Consider the following 24,752-nt stretch of genomic DNA (forward strand, 5'->3'; position numbering starts at 1 on the left):
CCATGGGGGCAGGGGCGGGCGGTGCAGGAGATTTTTTTCGGAAGAACGAGAACATGTTTCAATCTTTGGAGTCCACCACATTCTATGAAACGACCTTTGTCCACTTTTCTGACTTGGTTCCGCGCCGTCTGCGTCGTTGGCGTGGCCTCCACGTCGGGGTGGGGCCCTGCGGCGGTTGCTGCCACCGAGCAGGCGCAATCTTTCACGCTGGCCAACGGCATGACCCTGATCGTCAAGCCCGACCGGCGCGCGCCGACGGTGGTGCACATGCTGTGGGTGCGTGTGGGTTCCATGGACGAGGTCGACGGCACCTCGGGCGTGGCCCATGCGCTGGAACACATGATGTTTAAGGGCACGCCCAGCCTGAAGCCCGGTGAGTTTTCGCGCCGCGTGGCCGCGCTGGGCGGGCGCGAAAACGCTTTCACCAGCCGCGACAACACCGCCTACCACCAGCAGGTACCGGCCCAGCACCTGGAGGCGGTGATGCGTCTGGAGGCCGACCGTTTTGCCCACAACCGGTGGGAAGACGACGAGTTCAAACGCGAGATCGAAGTGATCAAGGAAGAGCGGCGCCAGCGCACCGAGGAGTCCCCGCGCGGCCGCATGTTCGAGGCCTTCACCGCCATGACCTACCAGGCCAGCCCGTACCGGCGCCCGGTGATCGGCTGGATGAGCGACCTTGATGCGATGACGCCGCAGGACGTGCGCGACTTCCACCAGCGCTGGTACGTGCCCGGAAATGCAGCGGTGGTGATCGCCGGAGACGTGGACGTGGCACAGGTGCATGCGCTGGCCGAAAAGATCTACGGTGGCATCGCCGCCCGCCCGGTGCCCGTGCGCAAGCCGCGCCTGGAGCCCGAACAGGTGGGGCCGCGACGCATGGCCTACCGAGCGGCGACCGAACAGGCCTTGGTCGCGCTGGCCTATCCCGTGCCCGGTCTGCGGGACCCGCAGGCGCAAGATCCCGCGAGCCAGGACGCCTTGGCGCTGGCGGTGCTGTCTGCGGTGCTCGACGGCTACAGCGGCGCCCGGATGGACCGTGCCCTGGTGCAGGGTGAAAAGGGGCCTCGTGTGGCCGACAGCGCCAGCGCGTCCTATGGTTTGCTGGGGCGCGGCCCGGCGCAGTTCTCGCTCACCGCCGTGCCCGCGGCGGGCGTGAGCGCCGACACGGCGATCCAGGCTTTGCAGGCAGAGGTGGCCCGCGTGGCGCGCGACGGCATCAGCGACACCGAGCTGCGGCGCGTCAAGACCCAATGGGCGGCTGGCGAGATCTACAAGCTCGACTCGGTCTACAACCAGGCGCAGGAACTCGGCACTTACTGGGTCAACGGCATGGACATCCAGAGCGGTGAGCGTCTGATGGCGCAACTGCGCGCGGTGACGGCCGAGCAGGTGCGTTCGGTGGCCCAGCGCCATTTTTCGGACGACCGCTTGAACACGGCGGTGCTCGTGCCCGATCCCACGCGCCGCACGCCCGCTGCACCCGTCGGTCCGCGCCCGGTGCTCGGACGGCATTGAAAGTGACCATGTTGCACACCTCTCTTGCGGCCAGCGTCCGCTGGTTTCTTTCGGTCGCCATGGGGCTCGCCGTGGCGCTGCCAGCGCAGGCCGCCATTCCCATCCAGCATTGGACGCACCCCAGCGGCGCGCGGGTCTACCTCGTGGCCAGCCCGGCGATCCCCATGCTCGACGTGCAGATCGATATGGACGGAGGGTCCTTGCGAGACCCGGCGGCCCAAGCCGGTTTGGCCAGCGCCACGGCGTCGCTGATGTCCGCCGGTGTGGCTGCTCACCAGGGCCAGTCGGCGCTCGACGAGAACCAACTGAGCGAAGCCTGGGTGGACCTGGGCGCCCAGATGGGCACGCAGGCTGGGGGGGACAGATTCAGCGTCTCCCTGCGCACCCTGACCGAGCCCGATCTGCTGGAGCGCGCGGTGGCGCTGGCGGCCCGGCAACTGGCCGCGCCCGCCTGGCCTGATGCGATCTGGCAGCGCGACCGTCAGCGCTGGGTGGCATCGATGAAGGAAGCCGAAACGCGACCGGGCACACATGCCGGTCGCGCTTTTTCGCAGGCGGTGTACCGGGATCATCCTTATGGGCACGAAGCCACCGCCGCCACGGTGAGCGCCATCACCGTGGACGACATGCGCTCGTTCTACCGGCGCCATGCCGCCGCCTGCCGGGCCCAGGTCAGCCTGGTGGGTGCCATCAACCGCGCCACAGCTGAACGCATCGTGGACCGATTCATGGCGGCACTCGCGCCGCACGGCTGCGAACCGCTGGCCGGCGTGGCCCCGGTCTTGCCACTGGAGCAAGCGGTGGAGCGGCGGTTGCCCTTCGATGCTGCGCAAGCCCAGGTGTTGCTGGGACAACCCGGTCACCGCCGCAACGACCCTGACTTTTTCCCACTGTTCGTGGGCAACTACATCCTCGGTGGCGGCGGTTTCGTGTCGCGCCTCACGACCGAGGTGCGCGAGAAGCGTGGCTTGAGCTACAGCGCCTACAGCTACTTTGCACCGGGCCTTTATGCAGGCACGTTTCAAGTCGGTCTGACCACCCGCCCCGACCAGGCCGAGCAGGCCTTGGGCGTGGCCCGCGAGGTGGTGAAACGCTTTGTTGACGAAGGGCCGACAGGCGACGAACTGCAGGCGGCGAAGGACTACCTGATCAACGGCTTCGCCCTGCGCATCGACAGCAACCGCAAGCTGCTGGACAACGTGGCCAACATCGCCTGGAATGGCTTGCCGTTGGACTACCTGGACACCTGGACCGCGAGCGTGCAGTCGGTCAGCGTGGCCGACATCCGCCGCGCCTTTGCCCGCGTGCTGCAGCCGGACCGCATGGTGACGGTGGTCGTGGGCGGAGCACGATAGGTCACCCCCGCCGCGCTGCGCGCGACCCCCTCAAAGGGGCGATGCGATGCGGCCCGGCAGAGCCGGTTCCGCCGCATCCTTGGCTGGAGCATGTTGCGCCGGATGATGAGCCACACAACCCGCGCTGCGAGTGACCACACCACACCAGCTTGGTAAGCTCAGGGCATGAAGAAACCCGTTCCACGCCCCACCGTCAACGCCCCTCACGAAGTCCGCATCATTGGCGGCCTCTGGAAGCGCAGCAAGCTGCCGGTGGTCGACCGACCCGGCTTGCGGCCCACGCCGGCGCGGGTGCGTGAAACGCTGTTCAACTGGCTCGGTCAGGACTTGCGCGGTTTTCGGTGCATCGATGCTTTCGCTGGCACCGGCGCGCTGGGTCTGGAGGCCGCTTCGCGCGGGGCGACCGAGGTGGTGCTGGTGGAACAAGACCCGGTGCTGGCGCGTGGCCTCACTGCGGTGCGGGAGCGGCTCAAGGCCGACACGGTGCGTGTGGAGCGGGGCGACGGCGTCGCCGCCCTGCTGCAGCGCCGTGGGCAAGGGCTGGACTTGGTGTTTCTCGATCCGCCGTTCGGCGACGGCAACGACGAGCTCTACCTCGCGGCCCTGCGCGCGGCGCGCCAGTGCGTGCGCGATGAGGGCTTCATCTACCTCGAAGCCCCGCGGGCATGGGGCGGCGACGAACTGGCCCAGTTGGGCCTGCAGCTGCATCGGGATGGCAAGGCAGGTTCGGTGGCCTTTCACCTGCTGCGGTTGTTGCCCGCGCAGTGAGAGCGCTCGCGCATAATTCCGCCATGAACGCCGACGCTTCCCGCTCCGTGCGCTCACCGCGTGTGGCGGTGTACAGCGGCACTTTTGATCCCTGGACTTTGGGTCACGACGATGTGGCGCGCCGCGCCGCACAACTGTTTGACGAAGTGATCGTCGCAGTGGCCATGGCCCACCACAAGAAGACCCGGTTCAGCCTGAAGGAGCGCATGGACCTGGTGACCGAAGCCGGTACCGCGATGCCAGGCCGGTTGCGGGCGCTGCCTTTCGACGGTTTGATCATGGATTTTTGCCGCCAACAGGGCGCTCACGCGGTGGTCCGCGGTATCCGCAACATGACCGACTTCGACTACGAGGTGCAGATGGCGGCGATGAACCGGAAACTGCACCCCGCGGTGGAGACCGTGTTCCTGCTGCCACAGGCCGAGCTGCAATGTATTTCGAGCACGCTGGTGCGCGAGATTGCGATGCTCGGTGGCGACGTGTCGCAAATGGTCAGCCCGTCTGTGGCACAGCGCCTCAAGCCACAGCCCTTGCAAGCATGAGGGTGACTCCATGGCTCTGATGATCACCGACGAGTGCATCAATTGCGATGTCTGCGAACCTGAGTGCCCGAACCAGGCGATCTACATGGGCGTGGAGATCTACGAGATCGACCCCGACAAATGCACCGAGTGTGTCGGGCACTTCGATGAGCCCCAGTGCATGCAGGTCTGCCCTGTGGATTGCATTCCCGTGAACCCGGCGCACGTGGAAACCCGTGAAACGCTTTGGCAGAAATACCAGCGCCTGACCAAATCGGGTCAGTCCTTGTCTGCGGCGGATGAGGGGCCACCTTTGGGCACTCCCTCAGCAGCTCCCACAGCAGGCTGAGGGCCTGCGCCGTCGGTTGTGGGCGGCCTCGGCGGCTTCGGGCGTGGAGGTTTGCTGGTGTGGATCAGGGCCGTGGCCTTGTCCATGTCGCCAGCGATCAGGTTCGGCAGGGCCTTGAGCGTCCGGTCCAGCGTTTGCGCAATGGCAATGCGGTCGTCGGGTGATGGTTTTTTCAGCACCCAGTTGGCCACCTCGTTCTTGTTGCCGGGGTGCCCGATGCCTATGCGCAGGCGCCAGTACTCGGCGCTGCCCAATTGGGTGTGGATGTCGCGCAGACCGTTGTGTCCGGCGTGGCCACCGCCCTTTTTGAGTTTGGCTTCGCCCGGCGGCAGATCCAGCTCATCGTGCACCACCAGCACCTCCTCTGGCGCGATCTTGAAAAAGCGTGCCACCGACGCCACGGATTTGCCTGAGAGGTTCATGAAGGTCTGGGGTTCAACCAACCAGATGCTTTGTCCACCCACGTTGGCCCGCGCAATCAGACCAAAATGGCCGCGCTCCATTTGCAACGGCACTTTGAGCAAGCGGGCGGCTTCGTCCACCCACCAAAAGCCGGCGTTGTGGCGCGTGTGTTCGTATTCAGGGCCGGGATTGCCGAGGCCCGCGATGAGCTTGATCATGGGGGGATTATCTCAAGGGCTGAAATGAAAACGGCCCGCCGAAGCGAGCCGTTTTGAGCAGAGAGAAGCGCGTTGTGCTTACTTCTTGCCCTTGCCCTTCTTCTTGTCGTCGACGGCGGCGACCACAGGGGCTGCGACCACTTCGGCAATCGGCGCCACCATCGTGGCCAGGGTCAGGTTGCTGCGGCCGTGCAGAACCAGCTTGATGCCCTTGGGCAGTTCGATGTCACCGGTGTGGATGGCAGCGCCCGTCGTGGCTTTGCTCAGGTCCACCGTGATGTGCTCGGGCAACTGGGTGGCCAGGCACTCGATTTCGATTTCGGTCATGACATGGCTGACCACGCACTTGTCGATTTTCACGGCGGGGGACTCTTCGGCGCCCACGAAGTGCAGCGGCACCTTCTTGTGCAGACGGGTTTTATCGTCCACGCGCTGGAAGTCGATGTGGAGGACTTGCGGCTTGTAGGGGTGGTACTGCACGTCGCGCAGCAAAACCTTCTGGACCTTGCCGGCGAGTTCCATGTCGAGGATGGATGCGTGGAAAGACTCTTTCTTCAGGGCGTGCCACAGGGCGTTGTGATCGAGTTCGATCATCTCGGCCTTGGACTCACCACCAAAAACGATACCGGGCGCGCGACCGGTGATGCGCAGACGGCGGCTCGCACCCGTACCCTGCTTGGCGCGCTCAAAAGCGACAAATTGCATGACTGACTCCTGTTGAGGGGTTCCGCGACCAGAACGCCTCGGGTTGAAAAAGACTGCCACATGGCAGCCTGCTTTTTTGCTGCTGTCAGGACCTCAGAAAAGGTTGTCCTGATCGGCAAACAAACTCATGACCGACTCGCCCGAGGCAATGCGCGCGATGGTTTCGGCCATCAGCGGCGCCACGGAGAGCTGGCGTATTTTGGCGCATGCCTGGGCGGCTTGCGACAGGGGAATGGTGTTGGTCACGACCACTTCGTCGAGCGCGTTGCCCTTGGCAATGCGTTCGATGGCAGGGCCGGAAAAAATCGGGTGCGTGCAGTAGGCGTAAACGCTCTTGGCGCCGCGCTCTTTCAGCACTTCGGCAGCTTTCACGAGCGTGCCGGCGGTGTCGATCATGTCGTCCATGATCACGCAGTTGCGGCCTTCGATGTCACCGATGACGTGCATCACTTCGGAGACGTTGGCCTTGGGGCGGCGCTTGTCGATGATGGCCATGTCGCAATTGAGCTGCTTGGCCAGTGCACGCGCACGCACCACACCGCCCACGTCGGGCGACACAACCAGCAGGTCGGTGTAATTCTTGGCGCGCAGGTCACCCAGCAGCACGGGTGATGCGTAGATGTTGTCGACCGGAATGTCGAAGAAGCCCTGAATCTGATCGGCGTGCAAGTCCATGGTCAGGACGCGATCAACGCCAACCGCCTGTAGCATGTTGGCGACCACCTTGGCGGTGATCGGAACACGACTGGAGCGTGGGCGGCGGTCCTGGCGGGCGTAGCCGAAGTAGGGAATCACGGCCGAAATGCGCGAGGCCGAAGCGCGCTTGAGCGCATCGACCATGATGATGAGTTCCATCAGGTTCTCATTGGTCGGCGCACAGGTGGACTGGATCACGAAAACTTCACGGGTTCTCACGTTTTGCGTGATTTCCACTGTGACTTCACCATCAGAGAAGCGACCCACGTTGGCGGAGCCCAGTTGCGTGCCCAGGTGCTGGGCAATTTCGGCGGCCAGCACGGGGTTCGCATTGCCGGTGAAAATCATGAAATCCGGGGGCTGAACTTGCATGGTATTCCCAGCTGTATCGACGGCCAGGGCGATGGCCGTGCAGCGGCATCGCCGCTGCATGTGTTTCATGAAAAATGGTGGCAGGGGAGGAAGGACTCGAACCCTCGCATGCTGGAATCAAAATCCAGTGCCTTTACCAACTTGGCGACTCCCCTACTCAGGACACCTGTGCTGCTTTCGCTGGACAGGCGACCCAAAAAATGTCGCAGGTTGCGCATTCACTGTCTGGGCTGGTGCGCGCTCCGATTCTAATCGGTGCACCAGTCAAGCAATGGATGTGCATCCATGTTGCTGCATTCGCGAACCACCCAGTCATCCGGCGCACCGGACAGGTCCACGGCCTGCAGCATTTGCGCAAACACCGCCGTGCCCGATCCGGTCATTCTGCCTCGCAGGCCGCGAGTCGAAAGCCAATCCAAGCACCTCACCACATCGGGGCACAGGGCCTGAGCGACGGGTTGCAGATCGTTGTGTCCGAACGCCAGGAGGGCCTGGAGATCGCAAGTCAACAATCCGTGTGTGTTGTTTGCAGCAAAGCCTTGAATTGTAGCAGTTTTTGTAGCCCGTTGAAGATTTGGAGCGCTGAAAATGGCCTGGGTGGAGGCGCCGGCCGCCGGCTTGATCACGGCGAAGCGCGCGGGCGGCAGTGAGATGGGTGTCAATTGCTCCCCTACGCCCTCGACCCATGCGTTTCTGCCACCGATGAAAAACGGCACATCGGCACCCAGTCCAAGACCGATGGCGGCCAGCTCGCTGCGCTTCAAACCCAGGCCCCACAGGCGGTTGAGCGCGATCAAACAAGTGGCTGCATCGGACGAGCCACCGCCCATGCCGGCCTCGGCGGGGATGCGTTTTTCGAGCCGGATGTGTGCGCCCATGTCACAGCTGGTGGCTTGCTGCAAAGCGCGCGCGGCTTTCAAGCAGAGGTCTTCCGGGGGAAGCTTGGCGGGCTGAATGTCTTCGCGACTCAAGCCCCCATCGATGCGCAAATCGAAGTGCAAGGTGTCACACCAGTCAATCAGCATGAAGACCGACTGCAGCAGGTGGTAGCCATCGGGGCGTTGGCCATTGATGTGGAGGAACAGGTTGAGCTTCGCGGGTGCCGCAACGTTCAACAATTGCTTCAAGGGTTCTCTGGGCGAGATCATGGGTGAAAAACGATGCGCAATTCGGCCGTCGGGAGCGGCTGCGAGCGTCTGGCGACAATGTGCCCGGTGGCCTGGCGGGAAAGGTCTGCCTGCCAGCCGCTGGCCCCTGCGTCGCGCCCGCGAAGCCAAGAGAACAACGCGGTCACTGGCAACGCCTGGCCTCCAAGCTCCGTGGTCAAGGCATCCAGCGTCGGGCGTCGGGTGACTTTGTCACCCTGGAGCAGCTCTGCGCTGTCGGGTGCCCAGCGGACCGTGGCCAGAGCGTTGCCCAAGGGGGAGTTCAGTTGCAGTTCCCCGGCTTGTGGGGTTCCCCGGAGATCAAAACCCGCCGAAAACGATTGGGGTGGATCGCTGTCGACCGTCAGGGCAAGACGGCCACTCCAGAACGGTGATTCATCGACCGGAACACTCGGTGCGGGGGTGGCACATCCGGCCAGCAGCAAGACGACACCCATCGCACCCACAGTGCATCCGCGCCACACGGCGCGCCTGTCGACCGCCGGAATCATGGTTTGACACCCAAACGCTGCAGGGTGCCTTGCAGCGTTTCGTTGTCGCTGGCGAGCAGCAGTCCTTCGCGCCAGATCTTGAGTGCCTCATCACGTTGTCCCTGTGCCCACAGCACCTCGCCAAGGTGGGCCGCGATCTCTGCGTCCGGCCGCTTCACATAGGCGGCTCGCAGGATTTCCGTTGCACGCCCGGCGTTGCCCATGCGGAACTCCACCCACCCCAGACTGTCCTGAATGTAGGCGTCATCGGGTGCCAGGGCCACGGCCTTTTCGATCAACTGCTTGGCCTCTGGCAGACGCAGGCTTCTGTCGGCGAGCGAGTACCCAAGCGCGTTGTAAGCGTGGTGATGTTCGGGTTTGATCGCGATCACCTGGCGAAACAGGCCCTCCATGGCGTCGAGCTGGCCGATTTTCTCTGCCATCATGGCCTGGTCGTAGATCAGATCGCTGTCTTGAGGAAAACGGGTCACGGCCTCGCCGTAGACCTCGTAGGCTTTTTGCCATTCTTTGAAGTCGCGCAACAACTGGGCTTCGGCCACGAACTTGAGCCTGGCATCCTCAGGGCGACGTTCCGGATGGTTGCGCAGCAGGGCCCGTGCTTTGGCCATCTGCCCTTGGTGTGCCAGTAGCGAGGCTCGGCGCATCTGGGCGGCCATGATGTCGTCGGCGTTTTCGATGCGGTCCAGCCAGGCATTGGCGGCGGCGAAGTCCTTCTTCTTCTCGGCGATCTGAGCCATCAGCAGGTAAGCCTGGGTCAATCCCCGTGCTGCGCGTTCGTCGCCGGCCTGTCGGGCCAGCCCCATATACGTTTGCAGTGATTGTGTGGCGGCCGGTAGACGGTTGCTTTGCACTTGCAAAGTGGCCAGCAGCAACCAGGACTCCATGACCTCTGGCTGGATGCGGGTCAGGTTGTCCAGCAAGACCAAGGCTTCGGCGTTGCGCTGAAGGTCAAACAGGATGCGGGCGTAGGCCAGGGCCACGATGGCGGGACTGCCCGCTGAGGGCGGGCTTGCCTTGAGCTGTCCGCGCACCACGGCTTCGGCAGCGCTTTGTCCGCGCTCCATCAACTCCAGCGCAAGCAGCGCTGGAAAGGCAGACGAAGGCTCGGCGTTGTGTCCGCTGCGTGCAGACGTCAGTGCCTGGGGCAACTGATTGTCCGCGAGCTCCATGAAACCGATCGTCGTCCAGGCAGCAGCGGAGTGCGCAGGTGACTTCAATGAAGGCGCCAAGGCTTCACGAACCACTTGCAGTGCCAGCGCTTTGTCAGGCACTCGGGAAAAAATGGGAGGGATGCTGTTAATGGCATCGTTGCGACTGGCGGAAGGTGCTTTCTCGATCAGTTTGCGCAGCACCGGTCCGGTTTCGGGCACCAGATTGAGCGCCAGCAGGATCTGAAGTTCGAAGCGATCTGCGTCGGTCGATGCGGGAATTGCCTGAGACCAAGCCCTTGCGGCTGCCAGAGCGGCATCGCCGGAGCGAGCCTCCAGCGCGATGTCCACGGCGCGTCGATACAGCAGCGGGTCGTTTTGCTTTCGCGCTGCGTCCAGGATCAGCGAATAGGCCGTGCCCGGTTCTCCCTCCGCCACATTGAGCTCGCCCAGCAACAACTGGTAGAACAACGGTGCACTAAGGCTTGAGTTGTTCACTGTGGCTTCGGACTCACTCACAGGCTCCTGGGCCAGCACCTGCAGAGGTGAACCCAGCACGCTGAGGCACAGCAGGCCACTCAGGGCCAGCCAGATGGCTCGGCGCTTGTGGCCACGTTGGCAGGGTTTGTAGAGGGTGTTCATCGGATCATGATAATGGAATGATGGTGGCTCGCAGGGAGGGAGTCACCGGCTGCTGCTTGCGTTCCAACGTTCTCAAAAAATAGTTGCCTCATGCCCGAATTGCCCGAAGTTGAAGTCACGCGCCGCAGCTTTGCTGATCGCATCGCTGGAGCGAAAGTGCTCGGTTTGACGATGGGGAAGCCGTTGCGTTGGCCGTTGGGTTGCGAGCCATCGAGCCTGCGGGGACGCGAGGTCAAAACCGTCGGGCGGCGGGGCAAGTACCTTCTGATCGAGCTGGATCAAGGCCTGCTGTTGTTGCACCTGGGCATGTCAGGCAGCTTGCAGTTTGCTTCCAGCCTTCCCGCGCGTGGGGTGCACGATCACTTTGAACTTCAGACCAGTCGCGGGCTGCTGCGTCTGCACGATCCACGGCGGTTCGGTGCGGTGGTCTATGCGGATTCGGTTGAAGACCCTCGTGCCAGGAAGCTGCTGGACCGGCTCGGGGTGGAGCCGCTGGACTCTGGGTTTGATCCGCGATCCTTCCACCTGGCGCTGCGGCAGCGTCGTGCCAGCGTCAAACAGGTGCTGCTCGCGGGGGATATCGTGGTGGGTGTGGGCAACATTTACGCTTCAGAGGCGCTGTTCTTCGCCGGCATCCGCCCGACGTTGCGGGCTGATCGGCTCAGTGGTCCCCGAGCGGCGCGGCTGCACGGCGCAGTGATCGCTGTGTTGCAGCGGGCTCTGGCGCTGGGCGGGAGTACGCTGCGAGACTTTTCCAGCGCCGACGGGCAGAGTGGCTATTTTCAACTCGATGCCATGGTGTACGCCCGAGAAGGGCTGCCCTGCCGCATTTGCGGTACCCCGATCCGGCAGCTCAAGCAAGGGCAGCGATCCAGCTTTTTCTGCCCGGGCTGTCAGAAGGCCTGAAGGCACGATGCTATATTGCCTCCAAACACCCCCACCGGCACATGAGCTTCAATCAAGAATTTGACGAGCACGGCGCCTGGCGCAAGCAGTTTGCGCTGCGGCTCAAGCTGATGTCCGAATGGCTCAGCGATCACGACCTGCTGGAGGCTGGGGTTCGAGAACGACTGGACCAGCTGCACGTTCAGGTCAAGAACGACAAGATCATGGTGGCCTTCGTGGCCGAGTTCTCACGCGGAAAGTCCGAGCTCATCAATGCGGTGTTTTTTGCCGGGTACGGGCGGCGCATCATGCCCGCGAGCGCCGGTCGCACCACCATGTGCCCCACCGAACTGGGGTACGACGCCGAAATTCCACCTTGTTTGCGGTTGCTGCCCATCGAGACCCGGCTGCAATCCAAGTCGCTGCTGGACTGGCGCAATTCAACCTCCAAATGGGAACGGGTGGATCTGGATGTCAACGATCCCCAGCAGCTCGCGCGGGCCATCCAGAAGGTGGCCGAGGTGCGTCGGATCAGCCGGTCCGAAGCGGCAGCGCTCGGTTTCTGGAACGACGACCTGCCCGACGACAACCCGCCGGTGGGTGCCGACGGCATGGTCGAGGTCCCCAAGTGGCGCCACGCGCTGATCAACATGGCGCACCCCCTGCTCAAGCAGGGTCTGGTGATTCTGGACACGCCAGGACTGAATGCCATCGGGGCCGAACCCGAACTCACCGTGAGCCTGTTGCCGCAGGCGCACGCCGTGGTGTTCATTCTGGCGGCCGATGCGGGCGTGACCAAGTCCGATCTGGCGATCTGGCGCCAGCACATCACGGGGTTGGCTGACGGTCAGGCCACCCGCCTGGTGGTGCTCAACAAGATCGACACCATGTGGGACGCGCTGAGTTCGCCTGAGCAGGTGCAGCTGCAAATCGCTTCGCAGCGGACGGACTCGGCCGATGTGCTGGGGCTGTCGCCTCGGCAGGTGATTGCGGTGTCGGCGCAAAAGGGCTTGCTGGCGAAAGTCAGTCGTGACGACAAGCTTTTGCAGGCCAGCAACCTCATGGAGTTGGAGGCTGCACTGGGCAGCGATATTCTGGGGCAGCGGCGCCAGATTCTCGGAGCGGCGGTGGCTTCAGGGGTGCAGGCCTTGCGCCAGGAAACCGGTCGCCTGGTGCACACACGGGCGCGCGATCTGGTGGAGCAGGTTCAAGAGTTGGAAGGGCTTCGCGGCAAGAATACCGGTGTGATCAAGCAGATGCGACTGCGCATCGAGCAAGAGCAGGCCGAATTCGACGCCAGCGGCGCCAAGATCCAGGCGGTGCGATCGGTCCATCTGCGGCTGCTCAAAGACCTGTTTGCCCTGCTCGGAACCACGCAGCTGAAGACCCATGTGAGCGAGTTGGCGCGTGCACTCAAGCAACCGGGCATCAAACTGGGTGTGCGGCGGGCCTATGGCAACACCTTTGAGCACCTGCGCACCGATCTGTTGCGCGCTGATCAGTTGGCAGCCGAGATTCAGTCCATGCTGGAGGGGAGCTTCAAGAACCTGAACGCCGAGTACGGATTTTCGCTGCAGCCGCCCACGCCGCCACAGTTGACTCAATACCTCAAGGACCTGGAGTTGATCGAGAAGAGTCACTTGCAGTACCTGAGTTTGGGCAACGCGCTGCGCCTGGCGCAACCGGAGTTCGCTGAGCGCCTGGCGAGAGCGTTGATGAGTCGCCTGCGGGTGGTGTATGACACGGCGGTCAACTCCGTGGAGCTCTGGAACAAGTCGGCTGCGGCCCAACTGGACGCCCAGTTGCGCGAGCGCCGCCGCAACTTCAGCCGCCGCATCGAGGCGGTTTCGCGCATCCAGCAAGCCGCGAGTGGCCTGGATGACCGCATTCGTGAGCTGCAGTCTCAGCAGGCGGAGCTCAATCTGGTGGATGCCAAGCTGGCCGAACTCACCGACCAACTGCTGGCTGCACCCGAAGAGGCCCCCGACGAAGCCGTCACGGCATGACCCTCGCCGCCGAGGGCGCTGCCGGCTTTGCTCCGGCGCTGATCGGTTGGCAACGACACAGTGGCCGACATGACCTGCCCTGGCAAGGCACGCGCGATCCTTACCGCGTCTGGCTGTCTGAAATCATGTTGCAGCAGACACAGGTCAGCACCGTCCTGGGTTACTACGAGCGGTTTCTGCAGCGGTTCCCTGATGTTCACTCGCTTGCCGATGCGCCCACCGACGATGTGATGACGCTCTGGAGCGGGTTGGGCTACTACAGTCGCGCGCGCAACCTGCACCGCTGTGCGCAGACGGTCGTGTTGGAGCACGGCGGGGCATTTCCGGCCAATGCACAGACGCTGGAGACCTTGCCCGGCATTGGTGCGTCCACCGCTGCGGCGATCGCGGCGTTTTGCCACGGTGAGCGGATTTCCATCGTCGACGGCAATGTGCGCCGCGTGCTGAGCCGCCTGCTGGCGTTTGACGGGGACCTGTCGCAGGCAGCCCCCCAGCGCGCTTTGTGGAGCCGGGCGCAGGATTTGCTCCCCGCGGATCCCACCCCGACCGACATGGTCGCCTACACGCAAGGGCTGATGGATCTGGGGGCCAGCATTTGTTCGCGCACCCGACCCGGCTGCGAGCGCTGCCCCGTGCGGTCCATGTGCCTCGCCCATTTGGCCGGCACGGTGGAGCGCTACCCGGTCAAGACGCGCAAGCTGCTGCGGCGGCACGAAAGCTGGTGGCTGCAGATCTGGCGCAACGTTTCGCCGGAGGGGCAGAAGGTCTGGCTGGAGCGCCGGCCTGCGCGGGGCATCTGGGCCGGCTTGTATTGCGCGCCTGTGTTTGAAAGCGAGGCGCTCGCCGTCGAGTCGCCGCAGCTCGCTGGCCTGAACGTGCATGATCTGCCACCCATCATGCACAGCCTCACCCACCGCGAATTGCGCCTGCACCCTTTGCTGGTGGACGTTCCATCGGATCGGGCGATGGTGACCCATACAGAGGGCCAGTGGGTCCTGCTGGACCGGCTGGATCAAGTGGGTCTACCGACACCGCTGCGCACCTTGCTGCAGCAGTTGCCCGACTGAGGGTCAGGGGCCGGGCGTCGCTGCCCGCGCTTGGGTTGCGGGCCATCCATCCACTTCGCGATGGCGCAAGCGCGTGGCCCACGCCGCCGAAAACGCCTGGGCCAGCCGCTCCACCAGATACACCGACCGGTGTTGCCCGCCCGTGCAACCGATGGCCACCGTCACATAGCTCCGGTGGTCTTCCCGCATCTGGGGCAGCCAATGGCGAAGGAAGTCGCCGATTTGCCGCTCCATCTGTGCCACCTCCGGGTACTCCGCGAGGTAGGCGGCCACCGGTGCGTCGCGACCGGTGAGCGGGCGCAGCTCGGCTTCGTAGTGCGGGTTGGGCAGCATGCGGACATCGAACACAAAATCAGCATCCATGGGGATGCCACGTTTGAACGCAAACGACTCGAACACCAGGGTGAGTGGTGCCTGTTGCGCGCCGAGCAGTTCCTTGATGTGGCTGCGCAAGCGTGCCGGTCTGATCAGGCTGGTGTCGAGCACCAAGGCCTGCTCGCGTAGCTCGGACAGCAGCTCGCGTTCGTATTCGATGGCGTCGGTCAGTGCCCGGTGTTCGTCGTCCGACTGTTTGAGCGAGAGCGGATGGCGTCTGCGCGTTTCGGAGAAGCGGCGTACCAGGGTGTCGGTGGTGGCGTCTAGAAACACCGTGTTCAGGTGGATCTGCTGCCCGGGCTGTTTGAGGAGGTCGGCCAGGCGGGCGGGTAGCCCGGGCAACGACGCGGCACTGCGCACGTCCATGGCGATGGCCACCTTGCTGGCGCGGTGGCTCTGCTCCAGCGCAATGAAGGATGCGAGCAGCTCGGGCGGCAGGTTGTCCACGCAATAGAAGCCCAGGTCTTCGAGCGCGGTGAGTGCCACCGATTTCCCCGAGCCCGACATCCCGGTGATGAGCACCAGTTCAATCTCACCGGTAGGCTTGCTGGACGGCGTTAGGGTATTCATGCGGCAAGCAGCTCACGCGCATGCGCGAGCGAAACTTCAGAGCGGTCGTTGCCGCCGAGCATGCGCGCGACCTCGCGCACGCGGTGTTCCTGATCGATCACGCTGACCGTGCTGTGGGTGGACCGACCGCTCTGGCGCTTGCTCACCAACAGGTGATGGTCGCCACAGGCCGCGACCTGCGGCAAGTGGGTCACGGCGAGCACCTGGCGATCTCGGCCGAGCTGGCGCAGCAGTTGCCCTACGGTGTGTGCCACAGCCCCACCAATGCCCGAGTCCACTTCGTCAAAAATCAGGGTGGGCGCCTGCCCCAGTCGGCTGGTGACCACCGAGATCGCCAGCGCGATGCGCGAGAGCTCGCCACCCGAGGCCACTTTCCCTACTGGGCGAGGGCTCACACCGGCGTGACCCGCGACGAGAAACTCCACCTGCTCCCATCCGTTCGCCTGTGGCTCTTCCAGGCGCTGCAGAGCCACCTCGAACCGACCACCCTGCATGCCCAGCGTCTGCATGGCTTCGCTCACCGCCTTTGACAGCTTGGGTGCAGCCTGTTGGCGCTTTTTACTTAAAGCGTTGAGTTCGGTTTCAAAGGCTCTCCAAGCTTGCCGTTCAGCGGCCTTCAGGCCGTCGAGATCCAACGCCTGGTCGATCTGCGCGAGTTCGGTTTTCCATGTGGCGTGCAGCTCGGCCAGCTCTTCGGGCGGGCGCCGATAGCGCCGGGCCAGCGACATCCACAGCGACAGGCGCTGGTCGAGTGCTTCGAGGCTGGCCGGGTCCTGGTCGGCGTGGCGCGCGTACTGGTGCAGGCTGTGAACGGTGTCCTGCACCTGGGCGAGGGCCGCCTCCAGCGCTTCGACTGGCCCGCTGAAGGCCGGCTCAATGTGGGCCTGGGCCTGCAGCGCGCCCAGGGCGCGGTGGATCAGGCTGGCGGCGCTGCCCTCTTCGTCGTCCAGCGCCGCCACAGCCAACTGAGCGGCGTCTTGCAGCCCTTGGGCGTTGGCCAGGCGGCTGTGTTGTGTGTTGATGTCTACCCATTCTCCGGCCAGGGGCTGGAGTTTGTCCAGCTCGCCGATTTGCCAGGCCAGGCGCTCGCTTTCAAGCTGCAGACTGTTCTGCCGCTCGGTGGCGGCTTCCAAGGTCTTGCGGTGCTGGCGCCAGCGGGTCCACAACGCCGAGGCGGACGAGGTGTCGATGCCTGCGTACGCATCCAGCAGACCGCGCACCGCATCAGCGCGGGTGAGGCTTTGCCAAGCGTGCTGGCCATGAATGTCGACCAGATGGTCGGCCAGTGTCTTGAGCTGCGCCATGGTGGCGGCGCTGCCGTTGATCCACCCCCGGCTGCGGCCTTCAGTGTCCACGGTGCGACGCAGCAGCAGGCTCTCGTCGCTGGAGAAACCCTGTTCTTCCAGCCAGGGTTTGACCGACACCGGCGTGTCGAATTCTGCCGCGATCTCGCAGCGGGCGGCACCCTCCCGCACCACGCCGCTTTCGGCGCGCGCGCCCAGGGCGAGTTGCAGTGCGTCGATCAGAATGGATTTGCCTGCGCCGGTTTCGCCGGTGAGCACGCAGAAGCCTTGATCAAGTTCCAGGTCCAGCGACTGCACGATGACGAAGTCGCGCAAAACGATGCGTCTGAGGCTCATGGGAGAGGAAGTGAAAGCGAAGGGAACAGCGGTCGTATTTTGACCGCTATTTCACGCGCCTTCGTTCCAGTGCAGTTTCTTGCGCAGCGTGTCGAAATAGCTCCAACCCATGGGGTGGAGCAAACGCAGGGTGTGCTCCGAGCGCCGCACCACGATGCGGTCACCGTGCATCAGGCTGGTGAGCGACTGCATGTCGAAGTTGGCGCTGGCGTCCTTGCCCGAGACGATTTCCACCGCCACCTCACAATGCGCTGGCAACACAATGGGCCGGTTCGACAGGGTGTGGGGGGCAATGGGCGCCATCACCCAACCGTCGATGGCGGGGTGTAGCAGGGGCCCGCCAGCAGAGAGCGCGTAGGCGGTGGACCCGGTGGAGGTGGCGATGATCAGGCCATCGGCGCGCTGGTTGGCCACAAAATGGCCGTCGACCTCGACCCGCAACTCGATCATGCTGGCCACGCCGCCGCGGTTGACCACCACATCGTTGAGGGCAGTGGCTTCGAACACGCAGCGACCGTCGCGCCACACGCTGGCCGCCATCAGCGCACGCGTGTCTTCTTCGTATTCGCCTCGGAGAATCGACCCCAGGTTGTCGCGATAGGTGTCAAAAGGAATGTCGGTGATGAAGCCCAGGCGCCCCTGGTTGATGCCCACCAGGGGCACGCCGTAGCGAGCGAGTTGCCGCCCGATGCCCAGCATGGTGCCGTCGCCACCGAGCACGAGCGCGAGATCAATGGACTGGCCCATGGCAGGTACGTCCAGCGCGGGGTATTGCAGCAGGCCGGTGTTGAGCGCCGTTTCCCGCTCCAGCGAGACCTCGCAGCCTTCGTCGTGCAGAAAGTGGGCCACTTCCTCCACCACGTCGCGCGAGCCTGGGGCCTGGTATTTGCCAATGATCGCCACGTGCGCGAAGCGCAAGGCTTTCCCGTCGGGCATGGACCTGAAGCGATGGGAAGTGGGCTGGCTCATGGGTAAATTACAACATAGGGCATGGGCACGGCCCGCCCCCGAAAACCCTTGCACATGACGGGCGCCGCAGCCTCTCTGGCGTCCGTAGAATCAAGGCATGTTGGATGACCGCGCCAAGTTGCTGCTCAAAGCCCTCGTCGAGCGATACATCGCCGACGGCCAGCCCGTGGGCTCGCGCACCCTGGCCAAGGCGGCAGGCATGGAGTTGTCGCCCGCGACCATCCGCAATGTGATGAGCGACTTGGAAGAGTTGGGCCTGATTGCCAGCCCCCACACGTCAGCCGGTCGCATCCCGACCGCACGCGGTTACCGCCTGTTTGTCGACACCATGCTCACGGTGCGGCGGGAGGGGCTGGTCAGTGTGGACGAGATGGGGGCCAGCGGCATTGAGGCTGGCGCCCAGCCTCAGCGGGTCATCAGCCACGCGGCACAGATGTTGTCGAGTCTGTCGCAGTTTGTGGGCGTGGTGATGGCGCCGCGGCGTGCTTCGGTTTTTCGCCACATCGAGTTTCTGAGCCTGTCTGAGCGTCGTGTGCTGGTGATTCTGGTTTCGCCGGATGGGGATGTGCAGAACCGCATCATCCACACGCAAGTCAATTTTGGTCAGTCGCAGTTGCTGGAGGCCGCCAATTTTCTCAATGCGCACTATGCAGGTTTGACCATGGAAGAGGTGCGTGCTCGCCTCAAGACCGAGGTGGATGCGCTGCGCGGTGAAATCGCCCAGTTGATGCAGGCGGCGGTCGACATCGGTACCGGTGCCGGGTCGGCGCAAGAAGACATTGTGGTTTCTGGCGAACGCAATTTGCTGTCGGTCAGTGAGTTTTCCAGCGACATGGGTCATTTGCGCCAGCTCTTCGACCTGTTTGAACAGAAGACCCAGCTCATTCGCCTGTTGGACGTGTCCACACAGGCCGACGGCGTGCGCATCTACATCGGCGGCGAGAGCCAGGTGGTGCCATTCCAGGAACTGTCTGTGGTGACTGCTCCTTATGAAGTGGACGGTCAGGTCGTGGGCACTCTGGGTGTGATTGGCCCGCAACGCATGCCCTACGACCGCATGATCCAGATCGTTGATGTGACCGCCAAGCTGGTGAGCAATGCGCTGAGCCACAACAAGTGAGCTGGGATGAACGGAGCCCTACAATGCGTGCCTTGCGGGGCCGTTAGCTCAGTTGGTTAGAGCAGAGGACTCATAATCCTTTGGTCGTTGGTTCAAGTCCAACACGGCCTACCAAAAAACCGTGCTAGAATACGAAGCTTAGCGGCTGTAGCTCAGCTGGATAGAGTACTTGGCTACGAACCAAGGGGTCGTGGGTTCAATTCCTGCCAGCCGCACCAAATGAAAAGCCTGCAGCCACAAGCTGCAGGCTTTTTTCTTGTCCGATCGGCTTTCTCCTCAGCCCTTACTTTTTCATGAGCAAGGCCTTCACCCGCGAGACCGACAACGACGCAGACGACGAGCTACCGCCCTCGCCCGCGTTGCCCACCGGCGTCAACTACATCACCCGTGCCGGCTACGACCAGCTGCGTGCGGAGTTGTTTGGACTGATTGACGACGAGCGACCCAAGATCGTGGAGATCGTGCACTGGGCCGCCAGCAACGGCGACCGCTCGGAGAATGGGGATTATCTGTACGGCAAAAAGCGCTTGCGCGAGATCGACCGGCGCATACGCTTTTTGACGCAGCGACTGGAAATCGCCGAGGTGGTGGATTCGTCGCTTCACCACGGGGGCGACCAGGTGTTTTTTGGCGCAACGGTGGTTTACGCCGACGACAGTGGAGCCGAAACCACGGTCACGATTTTGGGTGTGGACGAAGCCAGGAGCACACACAACGAGATCAGCTGGGTGTCTCCGGTCGCGCGCGCGCTGCTGAAAGCGCGCGTGGGCGATGTGGTGCGGCTGGTGGTCCCCGGTGGGGTCCAAGAGCTGGAAGTGCTGTCCGTCACCTATTCAGCGCCCGTTGTCTGATCCTTCTCAGGGCTTGAGGCGTTGCGCCTTCAGGACAGAGCCGGTGCGTTTGAGGCTGCGCAACACCTCGGCCAGGTGCACGCGGTCCCGCACCGCCACCGAGAAACGGATGTCGGTCGCGGTCTGAGCGGGTTCTTCGCCCATGTCCACGTGCGTGATGTCGGCCTCGGCCGAGGCGATGGCCGAGGCCACTCTCGCGAGCACGCCTTTGCCGTTGGTCACGGTCACGATCACGGTGGTGTCGAACGCGCGAACCGGGTCGTCCGACCACTCCACCTGCAAAAAGCGTTCGCTGTCGCGGGCCAGCAATCGGCGACCGGTCGGACACTCTTCTGCGTGCACGATCAGGCCTTCTCCGCGGCCCAGATAGCCCACGATGCGGTCCCCCGGAATGGGTTGGCAGCAGGGTGCGTATTGCACCGACAGGCCTTCGCTGCCATCCAAGCTGACCACGCCTTGTGACACCGATTCGTTCTCGCCCGAGGCGTAGCGTTCGGTGCTGATCAACACCGCGTCAGGTTTGAGGCCAGTTTCTGCCAGCAGCACCGACAGTTTCTTTCCGACCATGCTGGCGATGCGCTTGCCCATGCCGATGTCGGAGAGCAGCTCGTTGCGGGTCTTGTTGCCAGTGAAGCGCAGCAACTTGTCCCAGGTGGCTTTGTATTCGCCGCTTTCTGCGGGCAGGGTGGCCAGGCCTTCGGAGCGCAGGGCCTGTGTCAGCATGCGTTCCCCGAGTTCGTTGGCTTTTTCCTGCGCCAGTGTTTTCAGGTGGTGGCGGATTTTGGAGCGCGCCCGGCCCGTCTTGACGAAGGACAGCCAGGCCGGGTTGGGCTCGGCGGTGTCGCTGGTGACGATCTCGATGATGTCGCCGTTGGCCAGCTCTGTTCGCAAAGGCCGCTGCTCGCCGTTGATGCGGGCGCCAACGGCGCGGTTGCCCACGCCGCTGTGGATCGCATACGCAAAGTCCATCACGGTGGCGCCTCGCGGCAGCGCCATGATCTTGCTCTTGGGTGTGAACACATAGACCGCGTCGGGGAACAGGTCGATCTTGATGTGGTCCCAGAACTCGTTCGCGTCGTGGGTTTCCTGCTGGATGTCCAGCAGCGACTGCAGCCACTGGGTGCCGAGGCGCTGCGACATGTCGCTGTTGGGTTCGCTGGCCTTGTAGAGCCAATGCGCCGCAACGCCCGACTCCGCCACCACGTCCATGGCGTGGGTGCGCAGCTGGAACTCGATGTTGGTCCCGAATGGGCCGATCAGCGTGGTGTGCAGCGACTGGTAGCCGTTGACCTTCGGGATCGCCACGTAATCGCGGAACTTGCCGGGCAGTGGTTTGTAGAGTTGGTGCAGCAGGCCCATGCCGGTGTAGCAGTCGTTCAGGTCGGGCACCACGATGCGGAAGCCGTAGATGTCGGTCACCTGCGAAAACGACAGGTGCTTGGTGTCCATCTTGCGGTAGACCGAATACAGCGTCTTTTCGCGACCCACGATGCGCACCGGCATGGCATGACGGGAAAACACCGACTCAACCTCGCGCTGCACCCGATTGATCAGGTCCTTGCGGCGGTTGCGCGACTTGTTCAGGGCCTTGGACAGGACCTCATAACGCCACGGGTGCAGAAAACGGAAGGCCAGGTCCTGCAATTCGCGGTAGGTGAAATTGAGTCCCAGCCGATGGGCAATGGGGGCGTAGATCTCGAGGGTTTCGCTGCTGATGCGTTGCCATTTGTCGCGCGGCATGTCGCCCATGGTGCGCATGTTGTGCGTGCGGTCGGCCAGCTTGATGAGGATGACCCGCACGTCCTTGGCCATGGCCAGGAGCATCTTCCGGAACGACTCGGCTTGGTTCTGTTCACGTGTGTCGAAGGCCAGTTTTTCCAGCTTGGTCAGGCCGTCCACCAGGTCGGCCACCGGTGCACCAAAGCGCTCGACCAGTTCGGCCTTGCTGACGCCACAGTCTTCCATGGCGTCGTGCATGAGCGCGGCCATCAGGGCCTGTGCGTCCAGCTTCCATTCGGCGCATTGGGCAGCCACCGCGATCGGGTGGGTGATGTAGGGATCGCCGTTCTTGCGCAACTGGCCCAGGTGGGCCTCGTCGGCGAAGCGGTAGGCCTTGCGGATGCTGTCGATGTCACTCGGGCCGAGGTAGTCCAGCTTGCCCACGAGCGCAGCGAAGCTCGCGGCCGCCGCACTCGCGGCAGGCTGAGAGGACTTCACGGGGCGTTTGGAGCTGCCGGATTCGGCTTGGGTGATCATCCCGCTACTTTAGCGTGAGTAGCACGCCACTGCCGACTGGTGGCCGGAGCAGCCCCCTCGGTGGCTGCGTCACCTCGCGGGCGGCACGAGAATGGTCGGTTTGGCTTCGGGCAGCAGATCGGGGTAGTCGCGGCTGAAGTGCAGGCCGCGGCTTTCGTGCCGCAGCATGGCCGACATCACGATCAGATCGGCCACCTGGACCAGGTTGCGCAGCTCCAGCAGGTCACGGGTGACGTGGAACTGGGCGTAAAACTCGTGAATTTCGCGCTGCAACAGCGTGATGCGGTGCGCGGCGCGCTCCAGGCGCTTGTTGGTGCGCACGATGCCCACGTAGTCCCACATGAAGCGGCGCAGCTCGTCCCAGTTGTGCGAGATCACGACCTGTTCGTCGGCGTCGGTGACGCGACTGTCGTCCCACAGGGGAATGTCGGGGCTGGCGGCCACGGCCGCCGTCTGGATGGCTTTCACGGCAGCCTGGGCGAACACCATGCACTCCACCAGCGAATTGCTGGCCAGGCGGTTGGCGCCGTGCAGGCCGGTGCAGGTGGTTTCCCCGACGGCGTACAGGCCCTCGAGGTCGGTATGTCCTTCGAGATCGGTCACCACGCCGCCGCAGGTGTAGTGCGCTGCGGGCACCACGGGAATCGGCTCCTTGGTGATGTCGATGCCCAACTCGGCACAGCGTGCCAGGATGTTGGGGAAGTGTTCCTTCAGGAACTCGGGGCTCTGGTGCGAGATGTCCAGGTGCACGCAGTCCAGGCCGTGGCGCTTCATCTCGTAGTCGATGGCGCGGGCCACAATGTCGCGCGGTGCAAGCTCGGCGCGCGGATCGTGGTCGTGCATGAAGCGATGACCGCCGAGGTGGGGCGGCAGCTTCAGTTGTCCGCCTTCACCACGCACGGCTTCGGTGATCAGGAAGTTCTTGACGTTGGGGTGGTACAGGCAGGTCGGGTGGAACTGGATGAACTCCATGTTGCCGACGCGGCAGCCCGCGCGCCAGCCGGCCGCGATGCCGTCGCCGGTGGCGGTGTCCGGGTTGGTCGTGTAGAGATACACCTTGCCCGCCCCACCGGTGGCCAGGATGGTGTGGGGTGCGCTGAAGGTTTCGACATCGTCCCGGTCCACGTCCAGCACATAGGCCCCGTGGCATCGCACCGATCCGTTGCCGGCCTTGTGGCCTGGCAGTTTGGCGTCGGTGATCAGATCGACCAGCATGTGGTTCTCGAAGAACGTGATGCCGGGGGTGGCACGCGCCAGCTTGCTGAGCGTGGTGTGCACGGCCGCGCCCGTGGCGTCGGTGGCGTGCACGATGCGGCGGTGGGTGTGGCCACCTTCACGGGTCAGGTGCAGCTCGCCGTTTTCGGTGGAGAAGGGCACACCCAGTTCCTGCAGCCACGCAATGGCGCCCGGGGCGTTTTCCACCGTGAACTGCGTGGCCTCTAGGTCGCACAGACCGGCGCCGGCCACCAGAGTGTCGTCCACATGGGAGGCGTAGCTGTCGCCTTCGGCCAGCACCGCAGCGATGCCGCCTTGAGCCCAGTTGCTCGATCCGTCGGAGATGCCGCGTTTGGTGACCACCGCGACGCGGTGGGTGGGCGCGAGCTTGAGGGCTGCCGTGAGGCCGGCCAGGCCGCTGCCGATGATGAGGACGTCAAAGGAATGGTGGGCGCTCATGGGAGACTTCTTTCATTGAAGGCGCAATTGGGGGATGTTTCGCCGTCGGGCCGCCCCAAGGCGAAACGCGCCCCCTTGGAGCAGCGACCCGCGCAGCGGCGGAGTGTGGGGGCTCTCATCAATTCGGGGTGTAGGCGAGCCTGACGTAGATCGGCGCAAAAGCCTCGGCCTGGGTCAGCTCGATCAGCGTTTCCTTGGCCAGTTCCAGCATGGCGATGAAGGTCACGACCAGCACCTGCTGGCCGCGCGAGGGGTCGAACAGTTCGCCGAACTCGACGAACTTTCGACCCTGCAAATGGCGCAACACGATGCTCATGTGTTCGCGCACCGAGAGCTCTTCGCGGCTGATCTTGTGGTGCTGAACGAGCTTGGCGCGCTTCATGATGTCGCGCCAGGCGCTTTGCAGGTCGATGGCGCTCACGTCGGGAAAACGCGGGGCCAGCGCCTGCTCGACGTACACCTGCGCGCGCAGGAAATCCCGGCCGTATTGCGGCATTTCCGACAAGCGCTGTGCGGCCAGCTTCATCTGCTCGTACTCGAGCAGGCGGCGCACGAGTTCGGCTCGCGGGTCTTCGGCTTCTTCGCCCTCGGCCGTCTTCTTGGGCGGCAGCAGCATCCGCGACTTGATCTCGATCAGCATCGCAGCCATCAGCAGGTACTCGGCTGCCAGCTCAAGGTTGCTGGCGCGGATCTCGTCCACGTAGCTCAGGTACTGGCGGGTGACCGCCGCCATCGGGATGTCGAGGATGTTGAAGTTCTGCTTGCGGATCAGGTAGAGCAGCAGGTCCAGCGGACCTTCGAAGGCTTCGAGGAACACCTGCAGCGCATCGGGCGGGATGTACAGGTCCCTCGGCATGGAGAACAGCGGCTCTCCGTACAGGCGGGCGAGCGCCACCTGGTCGACAACCGCCGGCAGCAACGCGTCCAGCCCCTCAGGGGCCGCATCGAGCGTGCTGGCCTCGTTGCTCATCAAGCGGTTTGCCGCAGG

General features: G+C 63.8%; 22 protein-coding genes and 3 tRNA genes. 12 read left to right on the forward strand and 13 right to left on the reverse strand.

Features of this window, described 5'->3' with window-relative positions; translation table 11 throughout:
- Nucleotides 1–219 precede the first annotated feature (219 nt).
- From B0E41_RS16245 to B0E41_RS16265, 5 genes are all read left to right on the forward strand, one after another.
- Nucleotides 220–1,518, forward strand: a complete 1,299-nt coding sequence (locus B0E41_RS16245; protein WP_253194933.1) for a pitrilysin family protein — start codon at nucleotides 220–222, stop codon at nucleotides 1,516–1,518.
- A 59-nt stretch (nucleotides 1,519–1,577) separates the two neighbouring features.
- Entirely contained in the window at nucleotides 1,578–2,873 is a 1,296-nt protein-coding gene (locus B0E41_RS16250; protein WP_253194935.1) for a pitrilysin family protein, read from the forward strand.
- A gap of 165 nt (nucleotides 2,874–3,038) precedes the next feature.
- A complete protein-coding gene (gene rsmD / locus B0E41_RS16255; RefSeq protein ID WP_077332208.1) occupies nucleotides 3,039–3,641 on the forward strand; it encodes a 16S rRNA (guanine(966)-N(2))-methyltransferase RsmD in 603 nt (200 codons plus the stop codon).
- Between the two features lie 23 nt (nucleotides 3,642–3,664).
- Nucleotides 3,665–4,183 carry a pantetheine-phosphate adenylyltransferase gene (gene coaD, locus B0E41_RS16260; protein ID WP_077332209.1) on the forward strand — a complete coding sequence of 173 codons (519 nt, stop codon included), beginning with the start codon at nucleotides 3,665–3,667 and terminating at the stop codon, nucleotides 4,181–4,183.
- A gap of 10 nt (nucleotides 4,184–4,193) precedes the next feature.
- The gene (locus B0E41_RS16265; RefSeq protein WP_077332210.1) at nucleotides 4,194–4,511 is read left to right on the forward strand and encodes a YfhL family 4Fe-4S dicluster ferredoxin; all 318 of its coding nucleotides are present in this window, start codon (nucleotides 4,194–4,196) and stop codon (nucleotides 4,509–4,511) included.
- Here the strand turns inward: B0E41_RS16265 and pth are convergent.
- The 7 genes from pth to B0E41_RS16300 all read right to left on the reverse strand — a co-directional run bounded on the left by pth (nucleotide 4,442) and on the right by B0E41_RS16300 (nucleotide 10,351).
- Nucleotides 4,442–5,131 carry an aminoacyl-tRNA hydrolase gene (gene pth, locus B0E41_RS16270; protein ID WP_077332211.1) on the reverse strand — a complete coding sequence of 230 codons (690 nt, stop codon included), beginning with the start codon at nucleotides 5,129–5,131 and terminating at the stop codon, nucleotides 4,442–4,444. The genes B0E41_RS16265 and pth overlap by 70 nt on opposite strands.
- A 78-nt stretch (nucleotides 5,132–5,209) precedes the next feature.
- Nucleotides 5,210–5,836, reverse strand: a complete 627-nt coding sequence (locus tag B0E41_RS16275; protein ID WP_077332212.1) for a 50S ribosomal protein L25/general stress protein Ctc — start codon at nucleotides 5,834–5,836, stop codon at nucleotides 5,210–5,212.
- 93 nt (nucleotides 5,837–5,929) lie between these two features.
- Nucleotides 5,930–6,904, reverse strand: a complete 975-nt coding sequence (locus tag B0E41_RS16280; RefSeq protein WP_077332296.1) for a ribose-phosphate pyrophosphokinase — start codon at nucleotides 6,902–6,904, stop codon at nucleotides 5,930–5,932.
- A gap of 78 nt (nucleotides 6,905–6,982) precedes the next feature.
- A tRNA-Gln gene (locus tag B0E41_RS16285) sits at nucleotides 6,983–7,059 on the reverse strand.
- A gap of 93 nt (nucleotides 7,060–7,152) precedes the next feature.
- Nucleotides 7,153–8,031 carry a 4-(cytidine 5'-diphospho)-2-C-methyl-D-erythritol kinase gene (ispE, locus tag B0E41_RS16290; protein WP_077332298.1) on the reverse strand — a complete coding sequence of 293 codons (879 nt, stop codon included), beginning with the start codon at nucleotides 8,029–8,031 and terminating at the stop codon, nucleotides 7,153–7,155.
- A 17-nt stretch (nucleotides 8,032–8,048) separates the two neighbouring features.
- Nucleotides 8,049–8,507: a lipoprotein insertase outer membrane protein LolB gene (locus tag B0E41_RS16295; protein ID WP_171984789.1), complete on the reverse strand. Its 459-nt coding sequence runs from the start codon at nucleotides 8,505–8,507 to the stop codon at nucleotides 8,049–8,051.
- Between the two features lie 50 nt (nucleotides 8,508–8,557).
- Complete coding sequence (locus tag B0E41_RS16300) at nucleotides 8,558–10,351, reverse strand: tetratricopeptide repeat protein (protein WP_077332214.1); 1,794 nt, start codon at nucleotides 10,349–10,351, stop codon at nucleotides 8,558–8,560.
- 90 nt (nucleotides 10,352–10,441) lie between these two features.
- Between B0E41_RS16300 and mutM the strand changes: the two genes are divergently transcribed.
- From mutM to mutY, 3 genes are read left to right on the forward strand one after another with little or no spacing between them, the layout of a single operon-like run.
- Nucleotides 10,442–11,257 (forward strand): bifunctional DNA-formamidopyrimidine glycosylase/DNA-(apurinic or apyrimidinic site) lyase, encoded by an 816-nt coding sequence (gene mutM, locus B0E41_RS16305; RefSeq protein ID WP_077332215.1) that lies wholly within the window; start codon nucleotides 10,442–10,444, stop codon nucleotides 11,255–11,257.
- A gap of 41 nt (nucleotides 11,258–11,298) precedes the next feature.
- Nucleotides 11,299–13,242 (forward strand): dynamin family protein, encoded by a 1,944-nt coding sequence (locus B0E41_RS16310; protein WP_077332216.1) that lies wholly within the window; start codon nucleotides 11,299–11,301, stop codon nucleotides 13,240–13,242.
- Nucleotides 13,239–14,309, forward strand: coding sequence for an A/G-specific adenine glycosylase (gene mutY, locus B0E41_RS16315; protein ID WP_077332217.1), 1,071 nt, complete (start codon nucleotides 13,239–13,241; stop codon nucleotides 14,307–14,309). Before B0E41_RS16310 ends, mutY begins: the two co-directional genes overlap by 4 nt.
- A 3-nt stretch (nucleotides 14,310–14,312) precedes the next feature.
- On the opposite strand, the gene rapZ is transcribed toward mutY, so the two are convergent.
- From rapZ to B0E41_RS16330, 3 genes are read right to left on the reverse strand one after another with little or no spacing between them, the layout of a single operon-like run.
- Entirely contained in the window at nucleotides 14,313–15,254 is a 942-nt protein-coding gene (gene rapZ / locus B0E41_RS16320) for an RNase adapter RapZ (RefSeq protein ID WP_077332218.1), read from the reverse strand.
- A complete protein-coding gene (gene recN, locus B0E41_RS16325; protein ID WP_077332219.1) occupies nucleotides 15,251–16,894 on the reverse strand; it encodes a DNA repair protein RecN in 1,644 nt (547 codons plus the stop codon). Before recN ends, rapZ begins: the two co-directional genes overlap by 4 nt.
- Nucleotides 16,895–16,945: 51 nt before the next feature.
- Nucleotides 16,946–17,830 carry an NAD kinase gene (locus B0E41_RS16330; RefSeq protein ID WP_077332220.1) on the reverse strand — a complete coding sequence of 295 codons (885 nt, stop codon included), beginning with the start codon at nucleotides 17,828–17,830 and terminating at the stop codon, nucleotides 16,946–16,948.
- A 130-nt stretch (nucleotides 17,831–17,960) separates the two neighbouring features.
- Between B0E41_RS16330 and hrcA the strand changes: the two genes are divergently transcribed.
- The 4 genes from hrcA (at nucleotide 17,961) to greB (ending at nucleotide 19,834) form a co-directional block, all read left to right on the forward strand.
- Nucleotides 17,961–18,983 carry a heat-inducible transcriptional repressor HrcA gene (gene hrcA, locus B0E41_RS16335; protein ID WP_077332221.1) on the forward strand — a complete coding sequence of 341 codons (1,023 nt, stop codon included), beginning with the start codon at nucleotides 17,961–17,963 and terminating at the stop codon, nucleotides 18,981–18,983.
- Nucleotides 18,984–19,020: 37 nt separating this feature from the next.
- A tRNA-Ile gene (locus B0E41_RS16340) sits at nucleotides 19,021–19,097 on the forward strand.
- Between the two features lie 27 nt (nucleotides 19,098–19,124).
- Nucleotides 19,125–19,201, forward strand: a tRNA-Arg gene (locus B0E41_RS16345).
- Nucleotides 19,202–19,276: 75 nt separating this feature from the next.
- Nucleotides 19,277–19,834 (forward strand): transcription elongation factor GreB, encoded by a 558-nt coding sequence (gene greB, locus B0E41_RS16350; protein WP_077332222.1) that lies wholly within the window; start codon nucleotides 19,277–19,279, stop codon nucleotides 19,832–19,834.
- Between the two features lie 6 nt (nucleotides 19,835–19,840).
- Here greB and B0E41_RS16355 read toward each other — a convergent pair whose 3' ends face one another.
- From B0E41_RS16355 to B0E41_RS16365, 3 genes are all read right to left on the reverse strand, one after another.
- Nucleotides 19,841–22,090: a bifunctional (p)ppGpp synthetase/guanosine-3',5'-bis(diphosphate) 3'-pyrophosphohydrolase gene (locus B0E41_RS16355; RefSeq protein WP_077332223.1), complete on the reverse strand. Its 2,250-nt coding sequence runs from the start codon at nucleotides 22,088–22,090 to the stop codon at nucleotides 19,841–19,843.
- A 69-nt stretch (nucleotides 22,091–22,159) separates the two neighbouring features.
- The gene (gene nadB / locus B0E41_RS16360) at nucleotides 22,160–23,764 is read right to left on the reverse strand and encodes an L-aspartate oxidase (RefSeq protein ID WP_077332224.1); all 1,605 of its coding nucleotides are present in this window, start codon (nucleotides 23,762–23,764) and stop codon (nucleotides 22,160–22,162) included.
- A gap of 118 nt (nucleotides 23,765–23,882) precedes the next feature.
- Nucleotides 23,883–24,734, reverse strand: coding sequence for a ScpA family protein (locus tag B0E41_RS16365; protein WP_077332225.1), 852 nt, complete (start codon nucleotides 24,732–24,734; stop codon nucleotides 23,883–23,885).
- Nucleotides 24,735–24,752 lie beyond the last annotated feature (18 nt).

Origin of the sequence: Hydrogenophaga sp. A37, from assembly GCF_002001205.1 — a bacterium.
Taxonomy (GTDB): Bacteria; Pseudomonadota; Gammaproteobacteria; order Burkholderiales; family Burkholderiaceae_C; genus Hydrogenophaga.